This window comes from Achromobacter sp. ISS7, from assembly GCF_056523125.1.
This window is the reverse complement of sequence record NZ_JAWRZD010000001.1, coordinates 5,663,924-5,687,473: the sequence shown is the minus strand read 5'-3', so window position 1 is coordinate 5,687,473 and position 23,550 is coordinate 5,663,924. Positions and strand designations below refer to the sequence as shown.

The following is a 23,550-nucleotide window of genomic DNA, read 5'->3' as shown; positions in this document are numbered from 1 at the left end:
TGTCCTGGTGGGGAGGGAGGGAACAGCGGGCGTAGCGGGGAACCGCGCGGCGCCGGCCCTTGCGGACCGGCGCCGCGCATTCCCGGAAAGGCGATTCAACCGTTCAGCGCTTCGATCGCGCGCGGCAGCGCGCCCTCGCCAATGGCGATGCCACAAGCGCGCAGGGCCGCCTCGACCCCGGCCAGCGCGCCCAGCGCCATGGCGGGATGCACGTCGCCCAGATGGCCGATGCGGAACATGCGGCCGGCATACGGACCCAGTCCGCCCGCCACGGCCACGTGAAAGCGCTCGCGGGCGACGCTGCGCATGGCCTCGATATCGACGCCGGGCTGCACCGCGATGGTCGTGACCGACACCGCGCGCGCGGCCGGGTCGGTGACGAACAGGTCCAGCACGCCGGCCGCCGACCAGGCGTCCACGGCGGCGTGCACCGCCGCCGCCACGCGACGGTGGCGCGCGAACACGGCGTCCTCGCCTTCTGCGGCGATCAGGTCCAGCGCGGCCCGCAGGCCGGCCAGCAAGCCCTGCGGCGGCGTGCCGCAGAACTTGCGGTACAGCAGGTCGCTCTTGCGCTTGTTCCAGTCCCAATAGGCGCGCGGCGCGGCATTGTCGCGGGCGACCTGCAGGGCGCGCGCGTCGACGGCCGTGAACGACAGCCCCGGCGGGCCCATCAGCGCCTTCTGCGACGCGCCGATGGCCACGTTCACGCCCCACTCGTCCATGCGGAACGGCGTGGCGCCGAGCGACGCGATCACGTCGGCCACCAGCAGCGCCGGATGTCCGCTGGCGTCCATGGCGCGACGCACCGCCGCGATATCGCTGGTGACGCCGCTGGCCGTGTCGGTATGCACCGCGAACACCGCGACGATGCGGCGTTCGGTGTCCTCGCGCAGCGCCGCCTCGATCAAGGCCGGATCCAGCGCCTGCCCCGGCCGCGTGGTGGTGCGCAGCGCCTCGACGCCCAGCGCCTCCGCGTGCACCGCCCAGGCCTCGGCGAAATGGCCGCTGCCGGCCACCAGCACGCGCGCGCCGGGCGCGGCCAGGTTGGCGATGGTCGCTTCCCAGGCGCCGTGGCCGTTGGCCGCGTACATCAGCACGTCCGCCTCGCGAGTGCCGAGCAATCGCGCCAGGCCGCGCTCGCAATCGCCGACCAGCGTCGCCAGGCGCGGATCGGACAGATCCATGCACTGGCGCGCCATCGCCTCGCGCACGGCGTCGGGCACGTGCGTGGGGCCGGGGGTATGCAGGAACTGCGGACCGGCCAGGAAGCCGCGGTCCGTGGTCAGGCTGTCTTTCATGTGGGTGTCTCCAGGTCCGGTTCCAGCAGGCGTCGCGCCGCCGTCCAGACACGTTGTGTATAGATGGGTGCCGTGGGCCGCTCGTACTGGCCCGCGGTGCGTTCGCACACCGCCTCGGACGGCAGGACCAGGGGCGCGCCACACGACTGCGCCTTGACCTGCGCCTGGCAGGCGCGCTCCAGGTAATAGATGTTGACGAACGCCTCGGCCACCGACGACCCGGCGGCCAGCAGGCCGTGGTTGCGCAGGATCATGGCCTTGTGCGGCCCCAGGCTGGCGACCAGGCTTTCGCGTTCCTCCAGGTCGAGCGCGATGCCCTGGTAGTCGTGGTAGCCCAGCCGCTTGTAGAAGCGCAGGGCGTGCTGCGTGATGGGCAGCAGCCCGTCGCGCTGGCAGGCCACGGCGATGCCGTCGGCGGTGTGGGTGTGCACCACGCAGGCCAGGTCGTGGCGGGCGGCGTGCACGGCCGAATGGATCGTGAAGCCGGCGGCGTTGACCACCTGGCTCTCGGCATCGCCCGGGTCCACCGGGTTGCCGTCCAGGTCGATCTTCACCAGGTCCTGCGGCCGCATCTCATGGAACAGCACGCCATAGCGGTTGATCAGGAAATGCGGTTTATCGCCAGGCACGCGCGCGCTGATGTGGGTATCGATCAGGTCGGTCATGCGAAAGTGCGCGACCAGGCGGTACAACGCCGCCAGTTCTTCGCGCACGCGGGCTTCTTCTTGGTTCATGGATCGCTCCGGTTGGGGTCAGGCCTCTGTGTCGGGACAAGCCGGACGAATGTACATCGCTCGGGCCTCCCCTTTACGCGGCCTTGGCGTGCAACCAGCGCGCGGTATCGTCGAAGGCCTCGCCCGCCACGGCGGCGATGGACACCGCTTCGAGGAAGCTGTGGGCGGTGCCGGGGTAGACCTTGGCGGCGACGTCCACGTCGGCCGCGCGCAGCTTGCGCTCCAGCTCGACGCTGTCGTCATGCAACGGATCGCACTCGGTCACCACCATCCACACCGGCGGCAGCGCCTTCAGGTCGGCGCGCAGGATGTCCACGCGCGGGTCGAAGAAATCCTTGCCGTGGCGGATGTGCATGCCGCGGAACCAGATCATCATATGCAGCGACAGGCCGTAGTCGCCGGCGCCGTAGCGCACCACCGAATTGCGGAACAGGTTGCTGCCGAAGCCGCCGTAGTTCAGCACCAGGCCCTTGACGAGGTCCGGCTGGCCCTCGTCGCGCAGCGTCAGCGCCGAGCCCATGGACAGGTTGGCGCCGGCCGAATCGCCGCCGACGAACAGCTGGCCGGCGTCGATGTCCAGCGCGCCGGCGCTGGCGGCGACCCAGCGCACCACGTCGACGCATTCCTCCAGCGGCTGCGGGAACTTGGCTTCCGGCGCGCGGGTGTAGTCCACGCCCACCACCACCACGCCGGCGCGCTCGGCGTACTCGCGCATCACGCGGTCATGCGTGTCGATGCTGAACAGCACGAAGCCGCCGCCGTGGATGTAGATGAACGCGCCGGGCAGGCGGCGTTCGGCCGGGTAATAGACCCGCACCCGCACGTCGCCGTGGCGCGTGGCCACCTGGTGTTCCTCGGTGCGGGCCATGGCCGGGCCGCCCTGCGCCCACGGCAGCCGCACCTTCTCGGCGTTGGCGCGGCCCTGTTCGATCGACAGGGTGTCGCGGCGCGGATACTGCGCCGCGTCCGCCGCCATGCGGCGCAGGAACTCGGCGATCTGCGGATCCAGGGGAGCCGGCGAGCCGGTGGGAATCGTGAAGGCGGGATCTTCGAAGTACATGGAGCGTCTCGTAGTCTTGGGGTCTGTGAGGAAATGAGGTGGCGGGATCAATAGCCGCGCGCGGCGTCGACAGTGTTGGCCAGCGCCGCGCCCTGGCCCAGCCGCCGGATGTTGGCGACGACCTGTTCGGCCACGGTGCCCGCCGTGGGCATCGTCGCCATGTGCGGGGTCACGATCACGCCCGGCGTGGACCAGAGCGGATCGGTCGGCGCCAGCGGCTCGTGCGCGAAGACATCGAGCACCGCGCCGCGCAGGTGGCCGCTGGCCAGCGCCTCGATCAGGTCGAGCGCGACCAGGTGCTCGCCGCGTCCGCAATTGACCACCGCCGCGCCGCGCGGCAGCGCCGCGAAGGTCTGGCGGTTGAGGATGCCGCGGGTGGCGTCGGTGAGCGGCACCAGGCAGATCAGCACGTCGGTGTCGGCCAGGAAGTCGGCGAAGCCCGCCTCGCCGGCATAGGTCCGCACGCCGTCCAGCCGGCGCGGGCTGCGCGACCAGCCGTTGACGCGGTAGCCCAAGCCGGGCAGCACGGCGGCGATGGCGCTGCCCAGTTCGCCCAGCCCCATCAGGCCCACGCGGCATTCCGAGGCCGGCGTCTGCGGCGGCCGATGCCAGCGCGCCTCGCGCTGGTTGGCGAGCGCCAGGTCGAGCTTGCGGTGGAACGTCAGTACGCACCACAGCACGTACTGCAGCATGCCCTGCGCCAACTGTGGATCCACCACGCGGCAGACCGGCAGGCCGCGCGTGCGCTGCCCGTCGAGCAGGTTGTCGACGCCGGCGGCGATGCTGTGGATCAGCTTCAGGTTGGGCATGTCGTCGTAGACGCCCGCCGGCGGGTTCCAGCACACCGCGACGTCGGCGTCCAGGCTGCGCGGGTCGGGCCAGACGGCCACGTCCAGCGCCGGGTCCAGACCCTGCAACAGCGGCTGGAAGTAAGACAGGTTGGCCGAACGGCTCAACAAGGCAACACGAGTCATCATCAAGGGTTCCTTCAAGCGCCGGCCATCGACAGGGCCGGGGCGCGGCTGCCCAGCCCGTCCTTGCCGGGAATGGCCGCCAGCAGTTCCTGGGTGTAGCCGCAGCCGGGCCGGGTGAAGATCTGCTCGGCCGGACCGATCTCCATGACGCGGCCGCGTTGCATCACGGCGATGCGATGGCACAGCCTGGCCGCCACCCGCAGGTCGTGGGTGATGAAGATCATGCTCAGGTTGAGCTGCCCGCGGATCCGCTCCAGCAGGTCCAGGATCTGCGCCTGCACCGACACGTCCAGCGCCGACACTGCTTCGTCGGCGATCAGGATCTCGGGCTCCATCATCAGCGCCCGCGCGATCGAGATGCGCTGGCGCTGGCCGCCGGAAAACTCGTGCGGATAGCGTTCCAGCGCGCTCGGATCAATGCTGACCAGCGCCAGCATGTCGCGCATGCGCGCCTGGACCCGGGCGCGGTCCTCGCCGTAGTTCATCGGCCCCTCGGCCAGCGTGGCCTCGATGGTCAGGCGCGGGTTGAAGGACCGGTACGGATCCTGGAACACCATCTGGATGCGCTTGCACCAGTCGCGCCACGCGGCCCGCGAAAGGCGCGAGACGTCCTGCCCGTTCATGACGATGCGGCCGGACGTGGGACGGGCGAAGTGCGCCAGGCAGCGGCCCAGCGTGGTCTTGCCCGAGCCGGATTCGCCGACGATGCCCAGGGTCTCGCCGCGCGCCAGCGACAGCGACACGCCGTCGAGCGCGTTGACCTCGCGGCGCTTGGCCTTGAACAGGCTCGGCGTCACGAAGCGCATGCCGAGGTTTTCCACCGAGATGACCGGATCGCCGCCAGCCAGCGGCGCGCCCGCGCCGAACTGGCCCTTGGGCACCGCGTCGATCAGCTTGCGGGTGTAGGCATGGCGCGGGTTCGCCAGCACCTCGGCGGCGCTGCCGGCCTCGACGATGCGGCCTTGCTGCATGACGATGACGCGGTCGGCGATCTCGGCCACCACGTCGAAGTCATGGGTGATGAACAGGATGCCGGTGTCGTGGCGCTCGCGCAGGCCGTGCAGCAAACGCAGCACCTGCGCCTGCGAAGTCACGTCCAGCGCGGTGGTGGGCTCGTCGGCGATGATCAGCGCCGGCTCCATCGCCAGCGCCATGGCGATCATCACGCGCTGGCGCTGGCCGCCGGAAAGCTGGTGCGGATAGGCGTGGCGCAGGGTCTCGGGCGACGGCAGGCGCATATCGGTGAGCAGCGCCAGCACGCGCTGGTCGACCTCGCGGCGCGACAGCGACGGGCCATGGAACTGGAAGATTTCCGCGATCTGGTCGCCGACCTGCATCAGCGGGTTGAGCGCGGTCATGGGTTCCTGGAAGATCATGGCCATGCGGTCGCCGCGCAGCTCGCGCAGTTCGGCCAGCGGCGCGCGGGTGATGTCACGGCCGGACAGCAGGATCTGGCCGCTTTCCAGCGTCAGCACGTTCTTGGGCAGCAGGCCCATGACTGCGCTGGCGGTCACGGACTTGCCCGAGCCGGACTCGCCGACGATGCAGACGATCTCACGCGCGCCGACGGTCAGGTTGATGCCTTCGGCGGCGTAGTGGCGGTCGCCGGCGCCGGGCAGGCGGACCTTGAGATCGCGGATTTCCAGGATGGGTGCGGAGGACATTTGCTTCAGCCCTTGCGTTGCCGCGCCATGCGCGGGTCCAGGCGGTCGCGCAGCGCGTCGCCGAACAGGTTCACGGACAGGATCAGCAGCGCCAGGTAGATGCCCGGGAACAGGACGATCCACGGCGCGCGCTGGAAGAACGGGCGGCCTTCGGAAATGATGCTGCCCAGGCTGGGGATCTCGGGCGGGAAGCCCAGGCCCAGGAAGCCCAGCACCGCCTCGATCAGGATGGCCGAGGCGCAGATGAACGTGGCCTGCACCACCAGCGGGTTGATGGTGCTGGGCAGCACGTGGCGCCACAGCACCCGCCAGGTGCGCGTGCCCATGCCGAGCGAGGCTTCCACGTAGGGTTCCTCGCGCACCGACAGCACCACGCTGCGCACCAGCCGCGCCACGCGCGGAATCTCGGGGATGGCGATCGCGGTCACCATGGTCGAGATGGTCGCGCCGCCCAGCGCCACCATGGCGATGGCCAGCAACAGGCCCGGAATCGCCATGATGCCGTCGATGATGCGCATGACGACCGCGTCCAGCCCGCGGAAATAGCCGGCCAGCAGACCCAGCAGCAGGCCCGCGCAGATCGAGATCACGCTGACCAGCGCGGCCAGCGTGATCGACAGCCGGCCGCCGTACAGCACCCGCGAGAACAGGTCGCGGCCGAGCGAATCGGTGCCCAGCCAGAAATCGGCGCTGATCGGTTTCAGGCGCAGCCGCGGCGCCAGCGCGGCCGGGTCGTGCCAGGTGATGAGCGGCGCCAGCATGGACAGGCCGACCAGCGCCACCAGCAGCGTCAGCCCGGCCAGCATCAGCGGATCGCGCGCCAGCACCGGCCAGATGGAACGGGGATGGACCAGGGTGTTCGAATTCATGGGGATCCGGCCTCAGTAGCGGATGCGCGGATCGAGCACCACGTACAGCAGGTCGATCGCCAGGTTGATGAAGACGTACACGAACGAGAAGAACAGGATCGTGCCCTGCACCACCGGATAGTCGCGCGCCAACACGGCGTCGACGATCAGGCGGCCCACGCCGGGAATGTTGAAGATGGTCTCGGTGACCACCACGCCGCTGATCAGCGTGGTAAGCGCCAGGCCGATCACCGTCACGATCGGCACCGCGGCGTTGCGCAGCGCGTGGCGGTACAGCACGTAGCGCTCAGGCACGCCCTTGGCGCGCGCGGTGCGCACGAAGTCCTCGCCCAGCACCTCCAGCATGCTGCCGCGGGTGATGCGCGTGATCAGCGCCACGAACACCGTGGCCAGCGTCACGGTCGGTAGCACCATGTGGTACAGGAAGGTGCCGAAGCCCGCCGCCAGGCCCGCGTAGCCCTGCACCGGCAGCCAGTTCAGCTTGACCGAGAACACCAGGATCAGCAGGTAGCCGACGACGAAGGCCGGCACCGAGAACGCCAGCACCGTCACCGCCAGCGTCACCCGGTCGATCAGCCGCCTGTGCCACCAGGCGGAAAACACCCCCAGCGGAATCGCCGCGCACACGGTCAGCAGGATGGCGCACAGCGCCAGCGCCAGCGTCGGGCCGAGCCGCTGGCCGATCAGCGTGGCCACGGACTCGCGCGAGATGATGGACGCGCCCAGGTCGCCCTTGAGCAGCGATCCCATGGCCAGCGCGTACTGGGTCAGCAGCGGCTGGTCCAGGCCCATCTGGGCGCGGACCTCGGCCACCGCCTGTTCGCTGGCCATGTCGCCGGCGATGATGCGGGCCGGATCGCCGGGCGCCAGCCGCAGCAGCAGGAACACCACCGTGGCCACCACCAGCATGACGGGGATGGCGGCCAGCAGGCGCTTGAAGATCAGATTCAGCATGACGATTCCCCGGCGTTACTTCGGCGAGGTCCAGAACAGGGGAATCGGCGCGTCCACCATGTCGGCGAACTTGGCGTCGTAGCCCTTGAACTTGGAATAGCCGCCCAGGGGCACGTAGATCACCTGCTCATAGTTGCGGCGCTGGATCGCGGCGGCCACCTCGCGGCGCGCGTCCTCGGTCCTGGCCAGGGCGAACTGGTCGCGCAGGCGCTCCATCTCGTCATCGTGGGTCCAGCCCGGATAGGTCGAGTCGGCGCGGCTGTCCAGGTTCGGGTTGCCCACCGGCGAGGTCAGGTCCAGGCTGGAGAGGTTCGACTGGAAGATGCTCCAGCCGCCCTGCGCCACCGGCTCTTTCTTGCTGCGGCGGCTGAGCAGCGTGGCCCAGTCCATCGACTGGATCTCGACGTTCATGCCGATGCTGCGCAGCGCCTGCGCCGTGACCGGCGCGATGTTGGCGAAGATCGGCAGGTCGGTCGGGTGCAGCACCACGACCTTCTCGCCGGCATAGCCGCTTTCCTTGAGCAACTGGCGCGCGCGCGCCAGGTCGGGCGCCTTGATCTGCGTCGCGCCTTCCTCCGAGGCATAGGGCGAGACACAGGTCAGCACCGCGCCGCACACCTGGTAGATCTCCGGATCGCCGATCTGCACATCCAGGTAATCGACCTCGCTCAGCGCCGCCAGCGCGGCGCGGCGCACCTTGACGTTGTTGAACGGCGGCTGCAGCCAGTTCATGCGCAGCGTGAACATGTTGGAGTTCTTGCCATACGACTTCAGGCTGACGCCCTTGGCGCCCTTGAGTTGCGGCATCAGGTCCGGCGGCACGTCCTCCAGGAAGTCGATCTCGCCGTTGCGCAGCGCGTTCACGGCGGTCTGGCTGTCGGGGATGTTGACCAGTTCGAGCCGGTCGATCTTGGCCAGCTTGCCGCCGGCGAAGGCGCTGGCCGGCTCCTGGCGCGGCACGTAGTCGGCGAACTTCACATAGGTGGCCTTCACGCCCGCCTGGAAGTCGGCCTGCACGAATTTGTAGGGACCGGAGCCGATGACCTCCGTGATCGCCTGCGAGGCCGGCACGGACGCGATGCGCTGCGGCATGATGAACGGCACCGGCGAGCTTTCCTTGGCCAGCGATTCCAGCACCAGGCCATAGGGGGCATTCAACTTCAGCGTGAAGGTGTCCGCGGCCGTCGCCGTGAGCGCCGCCGTCACGCTTTTCAGGCGGTTGCCGATGGTGGGATCGCCCGCCTCCCAGCGCTGCAGCGACGCCACCACGTCGGCCGCGGTGACGGGCGCGCCGTCATGGAACTTCAGGCCCGGCCGCAGCTTGAAGGTGTATTCCAGCCCGTCCGCCGACACCGTCCAGGACGCCACCATCTGCGGCTGCGGGTGGCCCGTCGCGTCCATCGAGAACAGCGTGTCGTACACCAGATAGCCGTGATTGCGCGTCACGTAGGCCGAGGTCAGGACCGGATCGAGCACGCGCAGCGGCGCGTGCATCACGAACCGCGCGGTGGTCTGCGCCTGGCTGGCGGCCGGCACGACCGCCAGCGGCGCCGCCACGGCCAGCAGCAATGCGGCGGAAAACAGAATGGATCGCTTCATTTCTACCCCTTGTATGGTTGGGAACGGCGCCGCCAGCGCGGCGCGCCGCGCTGCGGATCAGGGCAGCAGGATCTGCCGGCCCGCCCAGGGCGCCGCGCGTTCGAGTTCGGCCGCCAGCCGCAGGATCTGGTCCTCGCGGCCGAAGTGCCCGATCAGCTGGCTGGCCACCGGCACGCCCGCGGCCGTCCAGTCCAGCGGCAGGCTCGCCGCCGGCTGGCCCGAGGCGTTGATCACCGCCAGGAAGGTCGCGTAGCGCGACACCTTTTCGCGGAACGCCCAGAATCCGCCTTCCAGCGCCAGGTCGCCCAGCACCGCGGGCAGCTGCGCCAGGGTCGGCGTCAGCACCAGGTCGACGCCCGTCATTGCCGACTCGATGGCGCGGCCGATCGCATGGAAGCGGTTGATCGAATCCACATATTGCGTGGACGACAACGTGCGCCCCACCGCCAGCCCGTCGCGGATCACCGGCTCCAGGTCGTCGTCGCGCAGGTCGCGGCCCAACAGGGCCAGGCGCGCCTGCACCGCCAGCACGATGTTGGTGGCCAGCACCGTGCCGTGGGCGCGCACGAAACCGGAATAGTCCAGCTCCGGCAGCGGCGCCTCCACCACCTCGTGGCCCAGTTCGCGGCACAGCCGCGCGGTGCGGTCGACGGCGGCCAGGCATTCCGGCGCGATGGCGATGCCGTTCCAGGCCTGCCGCCAGACGGCGATGCGCAGCGGCTCGCGGCGCTGCTCGCGCACCGAGTCCAGGTACGAGCCGGGCTGCGGCGGCGCGGCGTACGGTGCGCCGGGCGCATAGCCGCCGATGCCGTCCAGCGCCGCCGCCGTGTCGCGCACGCTGCGGGTGATGACGCCTTCGCAGGCCATGCCGCCCCAGCCTTCGCCGCGGGCCGGGCCCATCGGCACCCGGCCGCGGCTGGGCTTGAGGCCGAACACGCCACAGCACGCGGCGGGAATGCGGATCGAGCCGCCGCCGTCGCTGCCATGCGCCACCGGCACGATGGCCGCGGCCACCGCCGCCGCCGCGCCGCCGCTGGAGCCGCCGACCGAGCGGTCCAGCGCGCGCGGATTCAGGGTCGCGCCGCCATTGCGGCGCGCTTCGGTGGAGGGCCCCATGCACAGTTCCGACACCGTGGTGCGGGCGAACGGCACCAGCCCCGAGGCCTCGAAGCGCTCGGCCAGCGTGGCGTCGAACGTGTACGAAACGTCGTCGAACAGGTGCGATCCCAGGCTCGACGGAAAACGGCGGCTGGGCAGCCCCGAGTCCTTCAGCAGGAACGGGATGCCGCGGAAGATCCCGCGCTGGCGCCATTCAGCGGCCAGGGCCTTGCCCGTTTCCGGCTGCACATAGGTCAGCGCATTCAGCGGCTTGCCGCGCTGCTCCGCCAGTTGCAGGGCGCAATCCATCAACTCGGCCGGCTGCACTTCCTTGCGCGCCAGCAACGCCGCCAGATCCAGGCCGTCCAGCCCTTCGTACTCGTCAATCCGCATGCTGCTCCCCAGCTTGGACGGTCGTCGCGCCAACCCGAAATCGGACGCGAAGCCGTCGATATTCATCTACGCCACAAGTATTTATTAGCAATACTTAGATAGCACATATAAATATTCTAGCCACGGATCCGGCACGCAAGCAATGCGCCGCGGATCAGGGATTTCCCGTGCGTTGGAACAGGTTTGAATGAGAGAAAGGCGTGCGCGGGCAGCCGGCCAAATCGTGCCGGCGGCGGTATGGCGAAGGGGGGGGCTACACGAAGGGAGGAACGACTCGAAGGAAGGAACTACACGCGCACCGCGCCCTTGCGGCGCGTGAACTGGGCCAGGGACTGCAGCGCCAGCGCATGCATGGCGGCCACCGACGGCAGCAGGGTTTCCTCCTTGCGCGTCAGCACGCCGACGATGCGTTCCACCACCGGCCCGGCCAGCGGCACGAACGCCAGGCCGCTGCCGGCGGCGGGCCGCGCCAGCACCGGCAGCACCGTCACGCCAAGGCCGCCTTCGACGCTGGCCAGCAGCGAGGCGCGGTTCGACACCACCATGGCCGGATCGTCGATGGCGCCGCCAAGCTGGCGGTTCTTCAGCGTATCGAAGGTGGCGTTGCCGATCAGCCGTTCCTCCGCCAGCGCCGACCACGGCACCGGACCGCGCCGCCGCGCCAGCGGATGGCTCTTGCGGCAGACCAGCCCGAAGGCGTCGCGCGCCACCGGCGTGAACGCCACTTCGTCCGTGCGCGACGCCTGCCCGGCGACGCCGACCTGCACCTCGCCGGTCAGCACCAGCCGGTGCACTTCGGGCGACGGTTCGTCGATGGCGCGGATGCGCACGTCGGGATGATTGCGCGCATAGCGCTCGAGCAGCCGCGGCAGCCATTCATCGGCCAGCGACGGCATCACCGCCAGCGCCACCGGCCCCTGGTGGCCCGTGCCGAAGCGCCGCGCCGCGTCCAGCACCCGGTCGTGGGTGGCCAGCAGTTCGCGGAACAGCGGCGCCACCGCCACGCCCAGCGGCGTCAGCTGGGCCCGCTTGCCGGGCTCGAACAGCGGCGCGCCCAACTGCTGCTCCAGGTCCTGCATGGCGGCCGACACCGCCGCCTGCGAGCGGAACGTGCCCTGCGCGGCCTGGCGGAAACTGCCGTGGTCCGCGGCCAGCAGGAACTGGCGCAGGTGCTGGATCTTCAAGGGCGTGGGCATGATCGGAGCCTGAATGAATTCGGATTTTCCGAAATTAACTTGCATTAATTTGGATTGTCAAAACTCGCCGCGCCGCCCAACAATGGTTCCATCTTTCAGCCAACAGGTATCGGAGCCCGCAATGTCCCTGCAAGTGCGCAAGGTAGTCAGTTATGTCGAGAAAACGCTCATCGAAGGCGGCCGCGCGGCCGAACGGCCGCTGGTGATGATCGTGGCGGCCGCGGTCATCCGCAATCCGTGGGCCGGCCTGCCGTTCCAGGAAGACCTGCGCCCGGGGATTCTCGCCGCGGCGCCGCCGCTGGGTGAATTGCTGGTCGCCGAAATCCTGCGCCATGCCGGCTCGGCGGACAATGTCGAGGCCTACGGCAAGGCCGCGGTGGTCGGCACCGCCGGCGAAGTGGAACACGCGTCGGCGCTGATCCATACGCTGCGCTTCGGCAACGCCTACCGCAACGCCGTGGGCGGCACCAGCTACCTGAGCTTCACCAACCAGCGCGGCGGCCCGGGCTGCGTGATCTCCGTGCCGCTGATGCACAAGCTCGACGAAGGCCTGCGCTCGCACTACCTGACGGTACAGACCACCATCAACGATGCGCCCGCCCCCGACGAAATCGTGATCGCCCTGGGCGCCGCGACCTCCGGCCGTCCGCATCACCGCATCGGCAACCGCTATTCGGACCTGCAGGAACTGGCGCAGGAGGCGCAGGCGAAATGAGCGCGCGTCAGCGTTCCGGACGCGGCGAACCGCTGGTGCTGCTGCACGGGGTCGGGCTGGACCACACGCTGTGGGATGACCTGGCGCCGCTGCTGGAACCCGATTTCGAGGTACTGCGCTACGACCTGCTGGGACACGGCGCCGCGCCTGCCCTGCGGGGCCCGGCGGCCATCGGCGACTTCATCGCGCAACTGGACGACGAGCTGGAACGCGCCGGCTGGCGCGATGCGCATCTGCTCGGCTACTCGATGGGCGGCCTGATCGCCGGCGCCTACGCCGCGGCCCGGCCGCGGCGCGTCAGGCGGCTGACGTTGCTGAGCACCGTGTTCCGCCGCACGGAGCAAGAAGCCGCGGCGGTCCAGGCGCGCCTGGCGGCCGCGGCCACGCAGGACCCGCAGGCGGCGGCGCGCATCTCGCTGGCGCGCTGGTTCACGCCGGACTTCCAGGCACGGCGTCCGGAGCGCGTGGCGCGGATCGGCCAGCGCCTGCTGGACAACGACCGCGCCAGCTTCCTGGCGGCCTACGCGCTGTTCGCGCATGGCGACGCGATGCTGGCGCAAGCCGCGCCGGACATCGCCTGCCCGGCCCTGGTCATGACGGGCGAGGAAGACGTCGGCTCCAACCCGCGCATGACGCGCGAGCTGGCGCGGGCGCTGCCCACGGCCCGCGCCCACGTGGTGCCGGCCCAACGGCATATGCTGCCGGTGGAAGAACCCGCCGTGGTCGCCGCCGCGCTGCGTGGATTCTTCCTGGCGCGCCAGACCGAATCGTCCACCCCATAGAGACGATCGGCGACACAACCACCCAAGGTGGATACGGAGACAAGACAATGCATCGCAGAACCCTGATCAAGCACATGGCGGCGCTGACCCTGGCGCCGCTGGCCGCCACCGCCGCGCGCATCGCGATCGCGCGCGAAGGCCCGTTGCGCGTCATCGTGCCGTTCCCGCCGGGCGGCGGCACCGACGTGCTGGGCCGCGTCATCGCCGCGACGCTGGGCGACTCGCTCGAACGGTCGGTGATCGTCGAGAACAAGCCCGGCGCCAGCGGCATGCTCGGCGCCGACTACACCGCCAACGGCGCCAAGGACGGCAGCATCCTGCTATTCGCGGGACTGGTCCCTTCCGTGCGCTATTACGCCAGGCCGGCCGAAGAGGTGCTCAAGCAGCTGGCGCCGGTGTGCCCGATCGCGCGCTCGCCCTACATGGTGGCCGTCAACGGCGACCTGCCCGCCAGGACGCTGGGCGAGCTGGTCGCCCAGGCGCGCGGCGCCCCCAAGAGCCTGACGTTCGGATCGCCCGGCAACGCCACGCCGCAGCACCTGGCGACCGAACTGCTGCAAGCCGCCTGCGGCATCGACATGCTGCACGTTCCCTATCGCGGCACCGGGCCGATGATGACCGACCTGCTGGGCGGCCAGATCCAGGTGGTGGTCGCCACGGTCGCCGCCGTCGAGCCCTACCTGAAGAGCGGCCGCCTGCGCGTCCTGGCCGTGACCAGCCAGGAGCGGCTGGCCAGGTATCCGGACATTCCGACAGTCGCCGAAAGCGGCTTCCCCGGCTTCGTCGCGCAGATCCAGTTCGGCACGTATTGCGCGGCCGGCACGCCCGAGGCCGCCATCGCCGCCTTGAACCAGGGCATCAACCGCGCGCTGCAGACCGACGCGGTGCACGCCAAGCTGGCCGAGCAGGGCTTCCAGCCCACCGGCGGCACCCCGGCCCAATTGCGCGACGCGCTGCTGGCTGAAATCCGCGACGTCGCCGGGCTGGTGCAGGCGGGCAAGGTGCGGGTGGACCTGTAGGCGCGGCGGGAACGGCAAGGGATTTGTCGCACCTGTAACCGCCGGCGAAACGTGTCGGCTGATAAGATCGCCGCACGCAAAAAAGCCAGGCGCCGCGTGCCCGCACCGGCGCCGCATCCCGCATGACAAGACTTCTCTCTGCCTTTCTGGCGGGGCCTTTCTGGTCCGCGCTGGTCATCGGATTGCAGGCCCGCCTGTTCTGGCGCCAGCCCGATTTCATCGCGGCCGCCGAGCAGCCGGACTGGACCTTGATGGCCACCCTGCTGGGCGCGGCGGCCGGCGCCGGCGCCATGCTGCTGCTGGGCCTGCCCGCGCACTTCGCGTTGCGCCGCCGCGGCCGCGTCACGCTGGCGCCCTATCTGCTGGCCTTCATCGCCATCGGCCTGGTGAGCTGGTGCGCGCTGATCCTGCTTTCCTCGATATTCGGCCCCGGCGACCTGCGCCTGGCCGTGGCCATGATGGCCGACACCATCGTGTCGCGCCCCATCGTGCCGTTGACCGCCGCCGCGCTGGGCGCGGTGGTCGGGGCCAGTTTCTGGTGGATCGTCCGCCCCGACCGCCGGCACGCGCCGCCACCCGCTTGACCGCCTTGTCCGCCGGCACGCGTGCGCGCGGCCGGCAGGCAGGACTTCCCCCCACCGAACCGTCCGCTCCCGGACCAGGAGGCCACGCATGACCCGTCGTACCCCTCTCGCCTGGACTGCCGCCGCATTCGCCCTGTGCGCCGCATCGACCGCCTTTGCCCAATCCGACCGCGAGGTCGTCGAGACCACCGTGGCGCGCAGCGCCAACGTATGCCCCGGACACAGCAAGGAGCGCACCACCCCGGCCGTCAAGCTGGTGCCGGTGGGCGGCCTGCGCGTGCTGCTCGACAAGGGCCTGGTGATGTGTCCCGACCGGCGCCTGGACGCCGACGCGCCCGCGGTCTGGTACGGCCAGTGGGGCGTGTACGCCTGGAACCCCGAGGTGGACGGCGCCGCCAAGCTGGTGGCCGCGCAGATCGACAAGATGACGCGCGACGAGAGCTTCCCCACCGACACCCTGGTGTGGAACGCCAAGGGCGAAGCCGTGAAGAACCGCACGGTGCCGGCGTTCGAACCGCGTCCCGGCGCCGCGGTGCGCGTGAAGGTGCAGTGATCGACGCGCGCCAGGCGCCGCGGCCGCGCTTGCCGCGGCCCGCGCTCGCGCTGCTGCTTGCCTGCGGCGTCGCGCTGGCGCCGCCCGGCTGGGCCCAATCGCGCCAGCAGGTCGAGGGCACGCTGGCCGCCGCCGTGACGCAGCTCACGGACCAATACGTCGATCCCCTCGATTCGCGCGCGCTGGCGGTGCATGGCCTGCGCGCCCTCGCCGCGCTGCCCGGCGCCTCGGACGAGGCGCGCAAGGCCTCGCTCGCGCAGGCGGTCCAGGCCGAGGACAAGGCCGCCGGCATCACGCCGCAGACCCGCATCCTGGCCGACGAGATCCTGCGCTTTGCCGCCGGCGCGGCGCGCGAAGCCGCCCTGGACGCGGCCCTGCGCGGCATGCTGGCCAGCCTGGACGCCTACAGCCGCGTGGCGACGCGCGCCGAGATGGCGCCGCCGCCGGCCTCGGTCGGCCTGGAGATGTCGATCCAGCGGGGCGTCCTGACCGTCGAACGGCCCTTGCCCGGCAGCCCCGGCGAACGCGCCGGCATCCAGGCCGGCGACATCATCACCCGCGTCGACGGCCGCCCGACCGCCGGCCTGCCGCTACCCGAGGCCGTCGCGCTGCTGCGCGGCGCCGTCGGCACCCGCCCCACGGTGGAGATCCAGCGACCCGGCGTGGCCGACGCCCTCGTCATGCGTCCCGTGCGCGGGCCGGTCCAGGCGCCGCCATCGGTACGCTGGGAGCGGGACGGCGCGGTCGCGGTGATCCGGATATCGGCCTTCAATAGCCAGACCGGCGCGCTGCTGCGGGACGCCCTCGATACCGCGCGGTCCGGCGGCGGCGCGCCGCTGGCGGGCGTGGTGCTGGACCTGCGCGGCAATGCCGGCGGGCTGCTCGAGGTGACCGAACAGGTGGCGGGCATGATGCTGGCCGAGGGCACCCGCGTCGGCAGCCTGCGCGGGCGCACGCCAGCCAATGCCGTGACGCTCGTCGCCCGGCACGGCCGGTTGCCGCATGACGTGCCGATGGTGGTGCTGATCGACCACCGCACCGGCGCCGGCGCGGAAATCGTCGCGGCGGCGTTGCAGGACCACGGCCGCGGCCTGCTCATCGGCGAAAAGACCGCCGGCGCGGGCACGATCCAGACGGTCCTGCCGCTGCCCGACAACCAGGGCGCGCTGGTGGTGACCAGCGCGCGCGTGCACCGGGCCAACGGCGCGACGCTCGAGCGCGACGGCGTGACGCCCGACATGCGGCTCGACGGCGCCACGGGGCGGATCACCCTGCGCGCCGAGATCGCGGCCGATTTCAACCAGCCGATGGCGCAGCGGATACGCGCGGCCCTGGCCGCGGCTCCCGCCGGCACCGACCTGGCTCGGCTCGCGGCGCTGACCGCGTTGCGGGACGCCGGCCAACGATAGGCGTGGCCGCGGGAACGGCAGCGGAGGGATCCGCCACATCGCTTGACAAACCGGCGCTTGTTTCGTTGAATGAAATATATTCCATTCAACGAAACGATAATGACCTCTTCCGCTGAACACTCCCTGGTGACCCACCTGGCCGACCTGCAACGGCGCCCGATTTCCCCAACCACGCGCGCGCGGCTGGCGCAGGCGCTGCTGGACTGGTTCACCGCGGGATGGTCCGCCGCCGACACGCCGGCGGCGGACCGCTACCGGCGCGTGGCGCACGACTGCCAGCCGGGCGCGGGGCCGGCGCCCATTTTCGGCGGCCCCGCCGCCAACGCCAATGGCGCGGCCTTCGCCAATGCCGCCATCGCCCACATCCGCGAAATCGACGACGCCCATCGCGCCGCCATGCTGCACCCGGGCGTGGTGTCGGTCACGCCGGCGTTGGCGTTGGCGGCGAACGGCGGCATGACACAACGGCAGGTCGCGGACGCCATCATCGCCGGCTATGAAGTTTCATTGCGCCTGGGCGAGGCCCTGGGCACGCGCCACGCGGCGGGGTTCCATGCCACCGCGACGGCGGGCGCGGTGGGCGCGGCCGCCGCTGCCGGCGTGGCCCTGGGGCTGGCGCCAGCGCCCCTGCACCACGCGCTCGGCATCGGCGCCACCCAGGCGGCGGGCCTGTGGCAACTGGTGGACGACGACGCGCACGAAGCCAAGTCGCTGCATCCGGCCTTCGCGGTGCGCAACGGCCTGGCCGCGGCCTATGCCGCGCGCGCCGGCCTGCCGGGCGCGCAACGCTTCGCCACCGGCGCGCGCGGCCTGTACGCGCTGCTGGCGGGCGACGGCCCGCTGGACGCGCTGGCGGGCGGCCTCGACGCCAGCGAGCGGCTGAACACCGCCACCATCAAGGCCTGGCCCTGCTGCGCCCAGCTCTTCACGCCGCTGGATGCCACCCGCGAGCTGTTGGACGCGCACGCGCCGACACCCGACGACATCGAATCGGTCGACATCGAGATATTCACGCACGCGCTGAAGATCGCCGGCGTCGACTGGCCCGCCACGCCCGCGCAGACCTGCTTCTCGCTGCGCTACGTGGTGGCGCGGCTGCTGCTCACCGGCGGGTTGGGCATTGAAGACATGGAGTCGGCGGATCTGCAGGCGCCCGACCTGCTGGCGCTGGCGCGCCGCATCACGGTGCGCACCAGCGACGCCTTTCAACGCGAATTTCCGCGCCTGCGGCCATGCCGGGTGACCCTGATACTGAAAGATGGGCGCCGGCTGAGCGCGTTGCGCCAGCTGCGGCGCGGCGATCCCGAAGACCCTTACGACTGGCCCGCGCTGCAGGCGCGCATGCGCGCCTTTGCGCCGGCCATGGACGACGCCGCCGCGCGCGCCATCGTGGCCTGGTGCGAACGCTTCACGGACGAGGGCAATGACGCGCGGACGTGCCTGCCGGCGCCCGCGCTGTTCGGCTGCGCGGCGCCGCGCTAGGCGACGCCGCGGGGCGCCCGCCCGGGCGCCTCATTCGGATGCGGGCGGCGTCCAGGACGCGGGCGGCGCGGTGCGAAAGCCCTGCTGCGCCAGTTCGTGGCGCGCGATCTCGACCGCCTTGCGCTGCGCCGCCTCGTTGTGGCGCGACGCCAGCCCCAGCACCACCAGCGCGCCGACGAAGGCATCGTCGGCATCGAACACCGGCACGGCCACCGACGCCATTTCCGCGACCCGCTCGGAGCGGGTCATGGCATAGCCCTTCTCATGGATGTCGCGCGCCAGCGGCGTGGCGCCACCGGTGAAGGCGCGCAGCACGTGCGCCGACGAACCGCCGTCCTTCAGGCTGATGCGGGTGCCGACCTCGACGTGGTGGCGCACTTCCTTGGTGGTGTTCTCGCGGTACAGGCAGATGCGGTCGTCGCCGCTGCGCACGTACACGGCCACGGTCTCGCCGGTCTGCGCGACGATGTTGCGCAGCGCCGGCTGCAGGCGCGAGCCCAGGTCGAAGGTATCGCGATACAGCATGCCCATGTGCAGCAACGCCGGTCCCAGCGCGTAGGTGCTGCTGTCGTAGCGATGGATCATGCGCGCCTTGATGAACACGCCCAGCAGGCGCAGCAGCGTGGCCTTGTCCAGGCCGGTGCGGTCGGCCAGGTCACGCAGCGACAAGCGCAGATGGTCTTCGCCAAAGCACTCCAGCACGGAGATGCCGCGTTCGAGCACGCCGGCGGGCGGCTTAGGGGAATTCTCGCTTGACACGGTTTCGGATGCTTCCTATAGTTTTGTTCAATAAAACGTATTTTAATCAATGAAACGAAAGACGGCTACCGGACCAGGGAACCGCCGTCCCGGTTTCAACCCAGGAGACAAGCGTCGCGCGACCCGCGAGCCTTACGCCCGCCGCGCACCGTAGCATTATGCCGAATCAGATCGATGCATTCGCCGCCGCGCTGGGCGCCATCGTCGGGCCGTCCCACGTCCTGACCCATGCGGCCGACACCGCCCGCTACACGGCCGACTGGCGCCGCAATTTTCCGGGCGCCGCGCGCGCCGTGGCGCGCCCGGCCGATACGGCCGAAGTCTCGCGGGTGGTGGCGCTGTGCGCGGCGCAGGGCGTGGCGGTGGTGCCGCAAGGCGGCAACACCGGCCTGGTGGGCGGCTCGACGCCCGACGCCTCGGGCCGCGAAATGGTGCTGAGCCTGGACCGCATGACGGCGGTGCGCCGGGTCGACGCGCTGGACAACAGCATCACGCTGGAAGCCGGCTGCACGGTGCTGGCCGCCCAGCAGGCGGCCGCCGAGGCTGGCCGGCTGTTCGCGCTGTCGCTGGCCTCGGAAGGCAGCGCCACCATCGGCGGCGTGGTCTCCACCAACGCCGGCGGCGAACAGGTGCTGCGCTATGGCAATACCCGCGAACTGACGCTGGGGTTGGAAGTGGTGCTGGCCGACGGCAGCGTGCTGCCGCAACTGGGCACGCTGCGCAAGGACAACACCGGCTACGACCTCAAGCAGCTCTTCATCGGCGGCGAGGGCACGCTGGGCGTGGTCACCGCAGCGGCCTTCCGCCTTTACGCCCTGCCGCGCAAGGTAGTGACGGCCTGGGTCGCGGTGCCGACGCCGCAGGCGGCGGTGGACCTGTTGGCGCGCCTGACCGACGCGGTCGGCGAGCGCGTCACGGCCTTCGAGCTGATCGGCCGCCAGACGCTGCAACAGGTGCTGGCGCATCCGCTGGACGGCATGCGCGATCCGCTGGCGCAGCCCTCGCCCTGGGCCGTGCTGTTCGACGTGTCCGAGACGTCGGCCTTGATGGACCCGCAACCGGCCGTCGAGGGCGTGCTCGAGGCCGCCATGGAACACGACGACGTGACCGATGCGGTGATCGCCGCCTCCGGCCGCCAGGCGCACGGACTGTGGGCGCTGCGCGAGCACGTGCCGGAGGCACAGCGGCTGGACGGCCCCTCCATCAAGCACGACATCTCGGTCGCGGTGTCGCGCATTCCCGAATTCATCGCCACCGCCGGCGCCCGCCTGCAGGCCCTGATGCCGGGCATCCGCATCGTCTGCTTCGGCCACGTCGGCGACGGCAACCTGCACTACAACCAGAGCAAGCCGCTGGCGATGGACGACGCCGCCTTCCGGGCCCAGGAGGACGCGGTGCACGACATCGTGCACGACGTCGCCGCGCGGCTGGACGGCTCTATCTCGGCCGAGCACGGCATCGGCCGCCTCAAGCAACACGCCTTCCTGCAATACAAGCCCGCCGTCTCGGTGGACGTCATGCAACGCATCAAGCACGCGCTCGACCCGCGCGGCACGTTCAACCCGGGCCGGCTGCTGCCCCGCCCCGCCCATCACTCCTAAGCCTCCAGGACCCGCACCATGCCCGTTTCCGTCTTCGACATGCAATCGCTCCAGCACCTGTGGAGCACCGATGAACTGCGCCCCATCTTCTCGGAAGAGAACCGCGTCCAGCAATGGCTGGATTTCGAGGCCGCGCTGGCCGAGGCCCAGGCCGAGCTGGGCATCATCCCGGCCGCCGCCGCCGCGCGGATCCGCGCCCAGGCGACCGTGGCCAATATCGACATCGCCGCGATGTCGGCCGAGATCCGCCGCATCAAGCATTCGCTGGTGCCGGCGCTCAGGCAATTGCAGGCGCATTGCGGCCCCGACCATGGCGAATGGCTGCACTACGGCGCCACCACCCAGGACGTGGTCGACACCGGCGTGGCGCTGCAGCTCAAGCAGGCCCATGCCGTCTTCATGCGCGACCTCGCCGCCATCGGCCGCGAGCTGGCGCGCCTGGCGCAAAGCCATCGCGACACGCCCATGGCGGGCCGCACCCATGGCGTGCAGGCGCTGCCCATCACCTTCGGGCACAAGTGCGCGGTGTGGCTGGACGAACTGTCGCGCCATCACGAGCGCCTGAAGGAATGCGAGGCGCGGGTGCTGGTGGGCATGGTGGTCGGCGCGGTCGGCAGCCAGGCCTCGCTGGGCGAACAGGCCGCCGAGGTCGAGCGCCGCACGCTGGCCAGGCTGGGGCTGGAGACGGCGCCGATCAGCTGGGCGCCGGCGCGCGACCGCTTCACCGAATACGCGCTGGTGCTGGCCATGATCGGCGCGACGCTGTCGAAGATCGGCAATGAACTGTTCAACCTGCAACGCAACGAATTCGCCGAAGTCGAGGAAGCCTTCTCGGAAGGCAAGCTGGGCTCGTCGACCATGCCGCACAAGCGCAACCCGACCTCGGCCGAGAACCTCGCCGGCCTGTGCCGGCCGCTGCGCGCCAATGCGACGCTGATGCTCGAAGGCATGGTGCAGGAAGGCGAGCGCGACGGCATTGCCTGGAAGATCGAATGGAAGGCGCTGCCCGAATGCTGCCTGATCGCCGGCGCCATGCTGTTCCAGGCCAAGAACCTGCTGGCCGGGCTGCGCGTGGACGCCGACGCCATGGCGCTGAACCTGGACCGCATGCGCGGCTACCTGCTGTCCGAACACGTGATGCTGGACCTGTCCGAGCGCGTCGGCAAACAGACCGCGCACGAATGGATCTACGAGGCCTCGATGCACGGCATCACGCACAAGCTCGATTTCGCCCAGGCGCTGCGCCAGCACAAGGATCTGGCCAACCTGCTGGGCGAGGGAGAGATCCTGCGCCTGACCGATCCCGCGGGTTACCTGGGACAGTGTGCCGCCTCGGTGGACAGGGTGGTGCAGCGACATCAAGCCGGCTGGCTGCAGGCCTGACGGTTCCCCCTGATAAAAAAATACACAGGAGACAAACACCATGGGCATTTCCTTCGCAAGCGGCGCCATGCGCCGGCTGGGCCGGCGCGCCGCCCTCGCCGCGGCGCTGGGGCTGGCGGCGCTGGCCGGCGGCCAGGCGCAGGCGGCATTTCCCGAGCGTCCCATCACCCTGGTGGTCGGCTTTCCGCCGGGCGGCGGCGGCGACCTCTATGGCCGCCTGATCGCCACCGCCATGGGCAAGACCCTGGGGCAGACCGTGATCGTCGAGAACCGGCCGGGCGCGGGCGGCAACATCGCCGCCGGCCTGGTCGCCAAGGCCGCGCCCGATGGCTACACCATCCTGCTGGCCATGAGCGGCAACCTGGCGGTCTCGCCGGCGCTCAAGCCGCAGAGCCTGCCGTACAAGGTGCCGGACGACTTCGCGCCGATCGGCCTGATCCTGGAGGCGCCGCACGGCCTGTTCGTGGCCACGCCGTCGCATTTCAAGACGGCGCGCGAAGTGATCGACGCCGCCAGGCAGAAGGAACTGACCTTTGCCTCCACCGGCACCGGCGGCGCCGCCCACATCGGCATGGAGACGATCAAGGAACTGGGCCACCTGAAGCTCCTGCACGTGCCCTACAAGGGCTCCGGCCCCGCCATTACCGACATGCTGGGCGGACAGATCGACATGTTCTTCGCCACCGCCTCGCCGCTGGTGCCGCAGGTGCAGCAGGGCCAGTTGCGCGTGCTGGCCCTGACCGGCCGCCAGCGCAGCCCGATCCTGCCCGACGTGCCGACCTTCAAGGAACTCGGCATCGACATGACCATGACGCAGTGGTACGGCCTGGCGGCGCCGGCCGGCACGCCGCCCGCGGTGATCAAGGTGCTGTCCGAGCACCTGTCGCGCGCGCTGGCGGACCCCACGGTGCAGAACACGATCCGCAAGGACGCCGCGATGGAGCGCGACCTGCCGATGGACCAGTTCAAGCAGTACATCCTCGACGACATCGCCAACTACCGCAAAGCCGCCACCCCCGACCTGCTCAAGCAGATCGGCCAATGACCCGATCAGACCGAACCGATTTTCAGGAGACCCCACCATGTTGCAGAACTGGACCGACACCCTCGCCAACAACCGCAAGGCCGGCGAGGCCCTGGGCAAGCACAACCCGCAGCTGCTGACCGCGTTCCGCGCCCTGAACCAGGCGCAGGGCGCCACCGGCACGCTGGACGCCAGGACGCGCGAGCTGATCGCGCTGGCGGTGGCCGTCACCACGCGCTGCGACGGCTGCATCGCCGCGCACGCCGACGCCGCCCGCAAGGCCGGCGTGACGGAACTGGAGCTGAGCGAGGCCTTGAGCACCGCCATTGCCCTGAACGCGGGCGCCGCCTATGTGTATTCGTTGCGCGCGATGGACGCGCTGGCGGCGGGCCAGGGTTGA

At 70.5% G+C, this 23,550-nt stretch carries 22 protein-coding genes; 11 read left to right on the top strand and 11 right to left on the bottom strand.

Annotated features, from left to right (window positions below; all coding sequences use genetic code 11):
* Window positions 1-95 precede the first annotated feature (95 nt).
* The 10 genes from AC1HFW_RS25750 to AC1HFW_RS25705 all read right to left on the bottom strand — a co-directional run bounded on the left by AC1HFW_RS25750 (window position 96) and on the right by AC1HFW_RS25705 (window position 11,839).
* A complete protein-coding gene (locus AC1HFW_RS25750; RefSeq protein WP_479285589.1) occupies window positions 96-1,298 on the bottom strand; it encodes a pyridoxal-phosphate-dependent aminotransferase family protein in 1,203 nt (400 codons plus the stop codon).
* Window positions 1,295-2,032: a class II aldolase/adducin family protein gene (locus AC1HFW_RS25745; RefSeq protein WP_479285587.1), complete on the bottom strand. Its 738-nt coding sequence runs from the start codon at window positions 2,030-2,032 to the stop codon at window positions 1,295-1,297. Before AC1HFW_RS25745 ends, AC1HFW_RS25750 begins: the two co-directional genes overlap by 4 nt.
* Before the next feature lie 73 nt (window positions 2,033-2,105).
* Window positions 2,106-3,092 (bottom strand): alpha/beta hydrolase fold domain-containing protein, encoded by a 987-nt coding sequence (locus AC1HFW_RS25740; protein WP_479285585.1) that lies wholly within the window; start codon window positions 3,090-3,092, stop codon window positions 2,106-2,108.
* A 47-nt stretch (window positions 3,093-3,139) separates the two neighbouring features.
* Window positions 3,140-4,069 (bottom strand): 2-hydroxyacid dehydrogenase, encoded by a 930-nt coding sequence (locus tag AC1HFW_RS25735; RefSeq protein ID WP_479285583.1) that lies wholly within the window; start codon window positions 4,067-4,069, stop codon window positions 3,140-3,142.
* A gap of 11 nt (window positions 4,070-4,080) precedes the next feature.
* Window positions 4,081-5,730 carry an ABC transporter ATP-binding protein gene (locus AC1HFW_RS25730; protein WP_479285581.1) on the bottom strand — a complete coding sequence of 550 codons (1,650 nt, stop codon included), beginning with the start codon at window positions 5,728-5,730 and terminating at the stop codon, window positions 4,081-4,083.
* Window positions 5,731-5,735: 5 nt separating this feature from the next.
* Window positions 5,736-6,599, bottom strand: a complete 864-nt coding sequence (locus tag AC1HFW_RS25725) for an ABC transporter permease (protein WP_479285579.1) — start codon at window positions 6,597-6,599, stop codon at window positions 5,736-5,738.
* 12 nt (window positions 6,600-6,611) lie between these two features.
* The gene (locus AC1HFW_RS25720; RefSeq protein ID WP_479285578.1) at window positions 6,612-7,553 is read right to left on the bottom strand and encodes an ABC transporter permease; all 942 of its coding nucleotides are present in this window, start codon (window positions 7,551-7,553) and stop codon (window positions 6,612-6,614) included.
* Between the two features lie 15 nt (window positions 7,554-7,568).
* Complete coding sequence (locus AC1HFW_RS25715; protein WP_479285576.1) at window positions 7,569-9,152, bottom strand: ABC transporter substrate-binding protein; 1,584 nt, start codon at window positions 9,150-9,152, stop codon at window positions 7,569-7,571.
* A gap of 57 nt (window positions 9,153-9,209) precedes the next feature.
* Window positions 9,210-10,643 (bottom strand): amidase, encoded by a 1,434-nt coding sequence (locus AC1HFW_RS25710; RefSeq protein WP_479285574.1) that lies wholly within the window; start codon window positions 10,641-10,643, stop codon window positions 9,210-9,212.
* A gap of 287 nt (window positions 10,644-10,930) precedes the next feature.
* A complete protein-coding gene (locus tag AC1HFW_RS25705; protein ID WP_241075737.1) occupies window positions 10,931-11,839 on the bottom strand; it encodes a LysR family transcriptional regulator in 909 nt (302 codons plus the stop codon).
* Between the two features lie 121 nt (window positions 11,840-11,960).
* Between AC1HFW_RS25705 and AC1HFW_RS25700 the strand changes: the two genes are divergently transcribed.
* The 7 genes from AC1HFW_RS25700 to AC1HFW_RS25670 all read left to right on the top strand — a co-directional run bounded on the left by AC1HFW_RS25700 (window position 11,961) and on the right by AC1HFW_RS25670 (window position 18,383).
* On the top strand, window positions 11,961-12,554 hold the full coding sequence (locus AC1HFW_RS25700; protein ID WP_061073389.1) for an amino acid synthesis family protein: 594 nt from the start codon (window positions 11,961-11,963) through the stop codon (window positions 12,552-12,554).
* The gene (locus AC1HFW_RS25695; RefSeq protein ID WP_479285573.1) at window positions 12,551-13,336 is read left to right on the top strand and encodes an alpha/beta fold hydrolase; all 786 of its coding nucleotides are present in this window, start codon (window positions 12,551-12,553) and stop codon (window positions 13,334-13,336) included. The genes AC1HFW_RS25700 and AC1HFW_RS25695 overlap by 4 nt, the downstream gene beginning before the upstream one ends.
* 47 nt (window positions 13,337-13,383) lie before the next feature.
* Window positions 13,384-14,355 (top strand): Bug family tripartite tricarboxylate transporter substrate binding protein, encoded by a 972-nt coding sequence (locus AC1HFW_RS25690; protein ID WP_479285572.1) that lies wholly within the window; start codon window positions 13,384-13,386, stop codon window positions 14,353-14,355.
* Window positions 14,356-14,477: 122 nt separating this feature from the next.
* On the top strand, window positions 14,478-14,939 hold the full coding sequence (locus AC1HFW_RS25685; protein ID WP_479285570.1) for a hypothetical protein: 462 nt from the start codon (window positions 14,478-14,480) through the stop codon (window positions 14,937-14,939).
* 88 nt (window positions 14,940-15,027) lie between these two features.
* Entirely contained in the window at window positions 15,028-15,492 is a 465-nt protein-coding gene (locus AC1HFW_RS25680) for a hypothetical protein (RefSeq protein WP_006391246.1), read from the top strand.
* Complete coding sequence (locus AC1HFW_RS25675; RefSeq protein WP_479285569.1) at window positions 15,489-16,901, top strand: S41 family peptidase; 1,413 nt, start codon at window positions 15,489-15,491, stop codon at window positions 16,899-16,901. Before AC1HFW_RS25680 ends, AC1HFW_RS25675 begins: the two co-directional genes overlap by 4 nt.
* A 99-nt stretch (window positions 16,902-17,000) precedes the next feature.
* Window positions 17,001-18,383 carry an MmgE/PrpD family protein gene (locus AC1HFW_RS25670; RefSeq protein ID WP_479285567.1) on the top strand — a complete coding sequence of 461 codons (1,383 nt, stop codon included), beginning with the start codon at window positions 17,001-17,003 and terminating at the stop codon, window positions 18,381-18,383.
* A 30-nt stretch (window positions 18,384-18,413) separates the two neighbouring features.
* Here AC1HFW_RS25670 and AC1HFW_RS25665 read toward each other — a convergent pair whose 3' ends face one another.
* Window positions 18,414-19,142: an IclR family transcriptional regulator gene (locus AC1HFW_RS25665; RefSeq protein WP_225856556.1), complete on the bottom strand. Its 729-nt coding sequence runs from the start codon at window positions 19,140-19,142 to the stop codon at window positions 18,414-18,416.
* Window positions 19,143-19,300: 158 nt separating this feature from the next.
* Between AC1HFW_RS25665 and AC1HFW_RS25660 the strand changes: the two genes are divergently transcribed.
* The 4 genes from AC1HFW_RS25660 to AC1HFW_RS25645 are packed head-to-tail and all read left to right on the top strand — an operon-like array spanning window position 19,301 to window position 23,550.
* Window positions 19,301-20,743, top strand: coding sequence for an FAD-binding oxidoreductase (locus AC1HFW_RS25660; protein WP_479285565.1), 1,443 nt, complete (start codon window positions 19,301-19,303; stop codon window positions 20,741-20,743).
* An 18-nt stretch (window positions 20,744-20,761) separates the two neighbouring features.
* Window positions 20,762-22,126 (top strand): adenylosuccinate lyase, encoded by a 1,365-nt coding sequence (gene purB, locus AC1HFW_RS25655; protein WP_479285563.1) that lies wholly within the window; start codon window positions 20,762-20,764, stop codon window positions 22,124-22,126.
* Between the two features lie 40 nt (window positions 22,127-22,166).
* Entirely contained in the window at window positions 22,167-23,171 is a 1,005-nt protein-coding gene (locus tag AC1HFW_RS25650) for a Bug family tripartite tricarboxylate transporter substrate binding protein (protein WP_479285561.1), read from the top strand.
* 37 nt (window positions 23,172-23,208) lie between these two features.
* Window positions 23,209-23,550: a carboxymuconolactone decarboxylase family protein gene (locus AC1HFW_RS25645; RefSeq protein WP_061073379.1), complete on the top strand. Its 342-nt coding sequence runs from the start codon at window positions 23,209-23,211 to the stop codon at window positions 23,548-23,550.

Excerpts from the sequence above, each read along its gene's own strand:
- AC1HFW_RS25750 (WP_479285589.1), bottom strand. The coding sequence starts at position 1,298 with ATGAAAGACAGCCTGACCACGGACCGCGGCTTCCTGGCCGGTCCGCAG.
- AC1HFW_RS25745 (WP_479285587.1), bottom strand. The coding sequence starts at position 2,032 with ATGAACCAAGAAGAAGCCCGCGTGCGCGAAGAACTGGCGGCGTTGTAC.
- AC1HFW_RS25740 (WP_479285585.1), bottom strand. The coding sequence starts at position 3,092 with ATGTACTTCGAAGATCCCGCCTTCACGATTCCCACCGGCTCGCCGGCT.
- AC1HFW_RS25735 (WP_479285583.1), bottom strand. The coding sequence starts at position 4,069 with ATGATGACTCGTGTTGCCTTGTTGAGCCGTTCGGCCAACCTGTCTTAC.
- AC1HFW_RS25730 (WP_479285581.1), bottom strand. The coding sequence starts at position 5,730 with ATGTCCTCCGCACCCATCCTGGAAATCCGCGATCTCAAGGTCCGCCTG.
- AC1HFW_RS25725 (WP_479285579.1), bottom strand. The coding sequence starts at position 6,599 with ATGAATTCGAACACCCTGGTCCATCCCCGTTCCATCTGGCCGGTGCTG.
- AC1HFW_RS25720 (WP_479285578.1), bottom strand. The coding sequence starts at position 7,553 with ATGCTGAATCTGATCTTCAAGCGCCTGCTGGCCGCCATCCCCGTCATG.
- AC1HFW_RS25715 (WP_479285576.1), bottom strand. The coding sequence starts at position 9,152 with ATGAAGCGATCCATTCTGTTTTCCGCCGCATTGCTGCTGGCCGTGGCG.
- AC1HFW_RS25710 (WP_479285574.1), bottom strand. The coding sequence starts at position 10,643 with ATGCGGATTGACGAGTACGAAGGGCTGGACGGCCTGGATCTGGCGGCG.
- AC1HFW_RS25705 (WP_241075737.1), bottom strand. The coding sequence starts at position 11,839 with ATGCCCACGCCCTTGAAGATCCAGCACCTGCGCCAGTTCCTGCTGGCC.
- AC1HFW_RS25700 (WP_061073389.1), top strand. The coding sequence starts at position 11,961 with ATGTCCCTGCAAGTGCGCAAGGTAGTCAGTTATGTCGAGAAAACGCTC.
- AC1HFW_RS25695 (WP_479285573.1), top strand. The coding sequence starts at position 12,551 with ATGAGCGCGCGTCAGCGTTCCGGACGCGGCGAACCGCTGGTGCTGCTG.
- AC1HFW_RS25690 (WP_479285572.1), top strand. The coding sequence starts at position 13,384 with ATGCATCGCAGAACCCTGATCAAGCACATGGCGGCGCTGACCCTGGCG.
- AC1HFW_RS25685 (WP_479285570.1), top strand. The coding sequence starts at position 14,478 with ATGACAAGACTTCTCTCTGCCTTTCTGGCGGGGCCTTTCTGGTCCGCG.
- AC1HFW_RS25680 (WP_006391246.1), top strand. The coding sequence starts at position 15,028 with ATGACCCGTCGTACCCCTCTCGCCTGGACTGCCGCCGCATTCGCCCTG.
- AC1HFW_RS25670 (WP_479285567.1), top strand. The coding sequence starts at position 17,001 with ATGACCTCTTCCGCTGAACACTCCCTGGTGACCCACCTGGCCGACCTG.
- AC1HFW_RS25660 (WP_479285565.1), top strand. The coding sequence starts at position 19,301 with ATGCCGAATCAGATCGATGCATTCGCCGCCGCGCTGGGCGCCATCGTC.
- purB (WP_479285563.1), top strand. The coding sequence starts at position 20,762 with ATGCCCGTTTCCGTCTTCGACATGCAATCGCTCCAGCACCTGTGGAGC.
- AC1HFW_RS25650 (WP_479285561.1), top strand. The coding sequence starts at position 22,167 with ATGGGCATTTCCTTCGCAAGCGGCGCCATGCGCCGGCTGGGCCGGCGC.
- AC1HFW_RS25645 (WP_061073379.1), top strand. The coding sequence starts at position 23,209 with ATGTTGCAGAACTGGACCGACACCCTCGCCAACAACCGCAAGGCCGGC.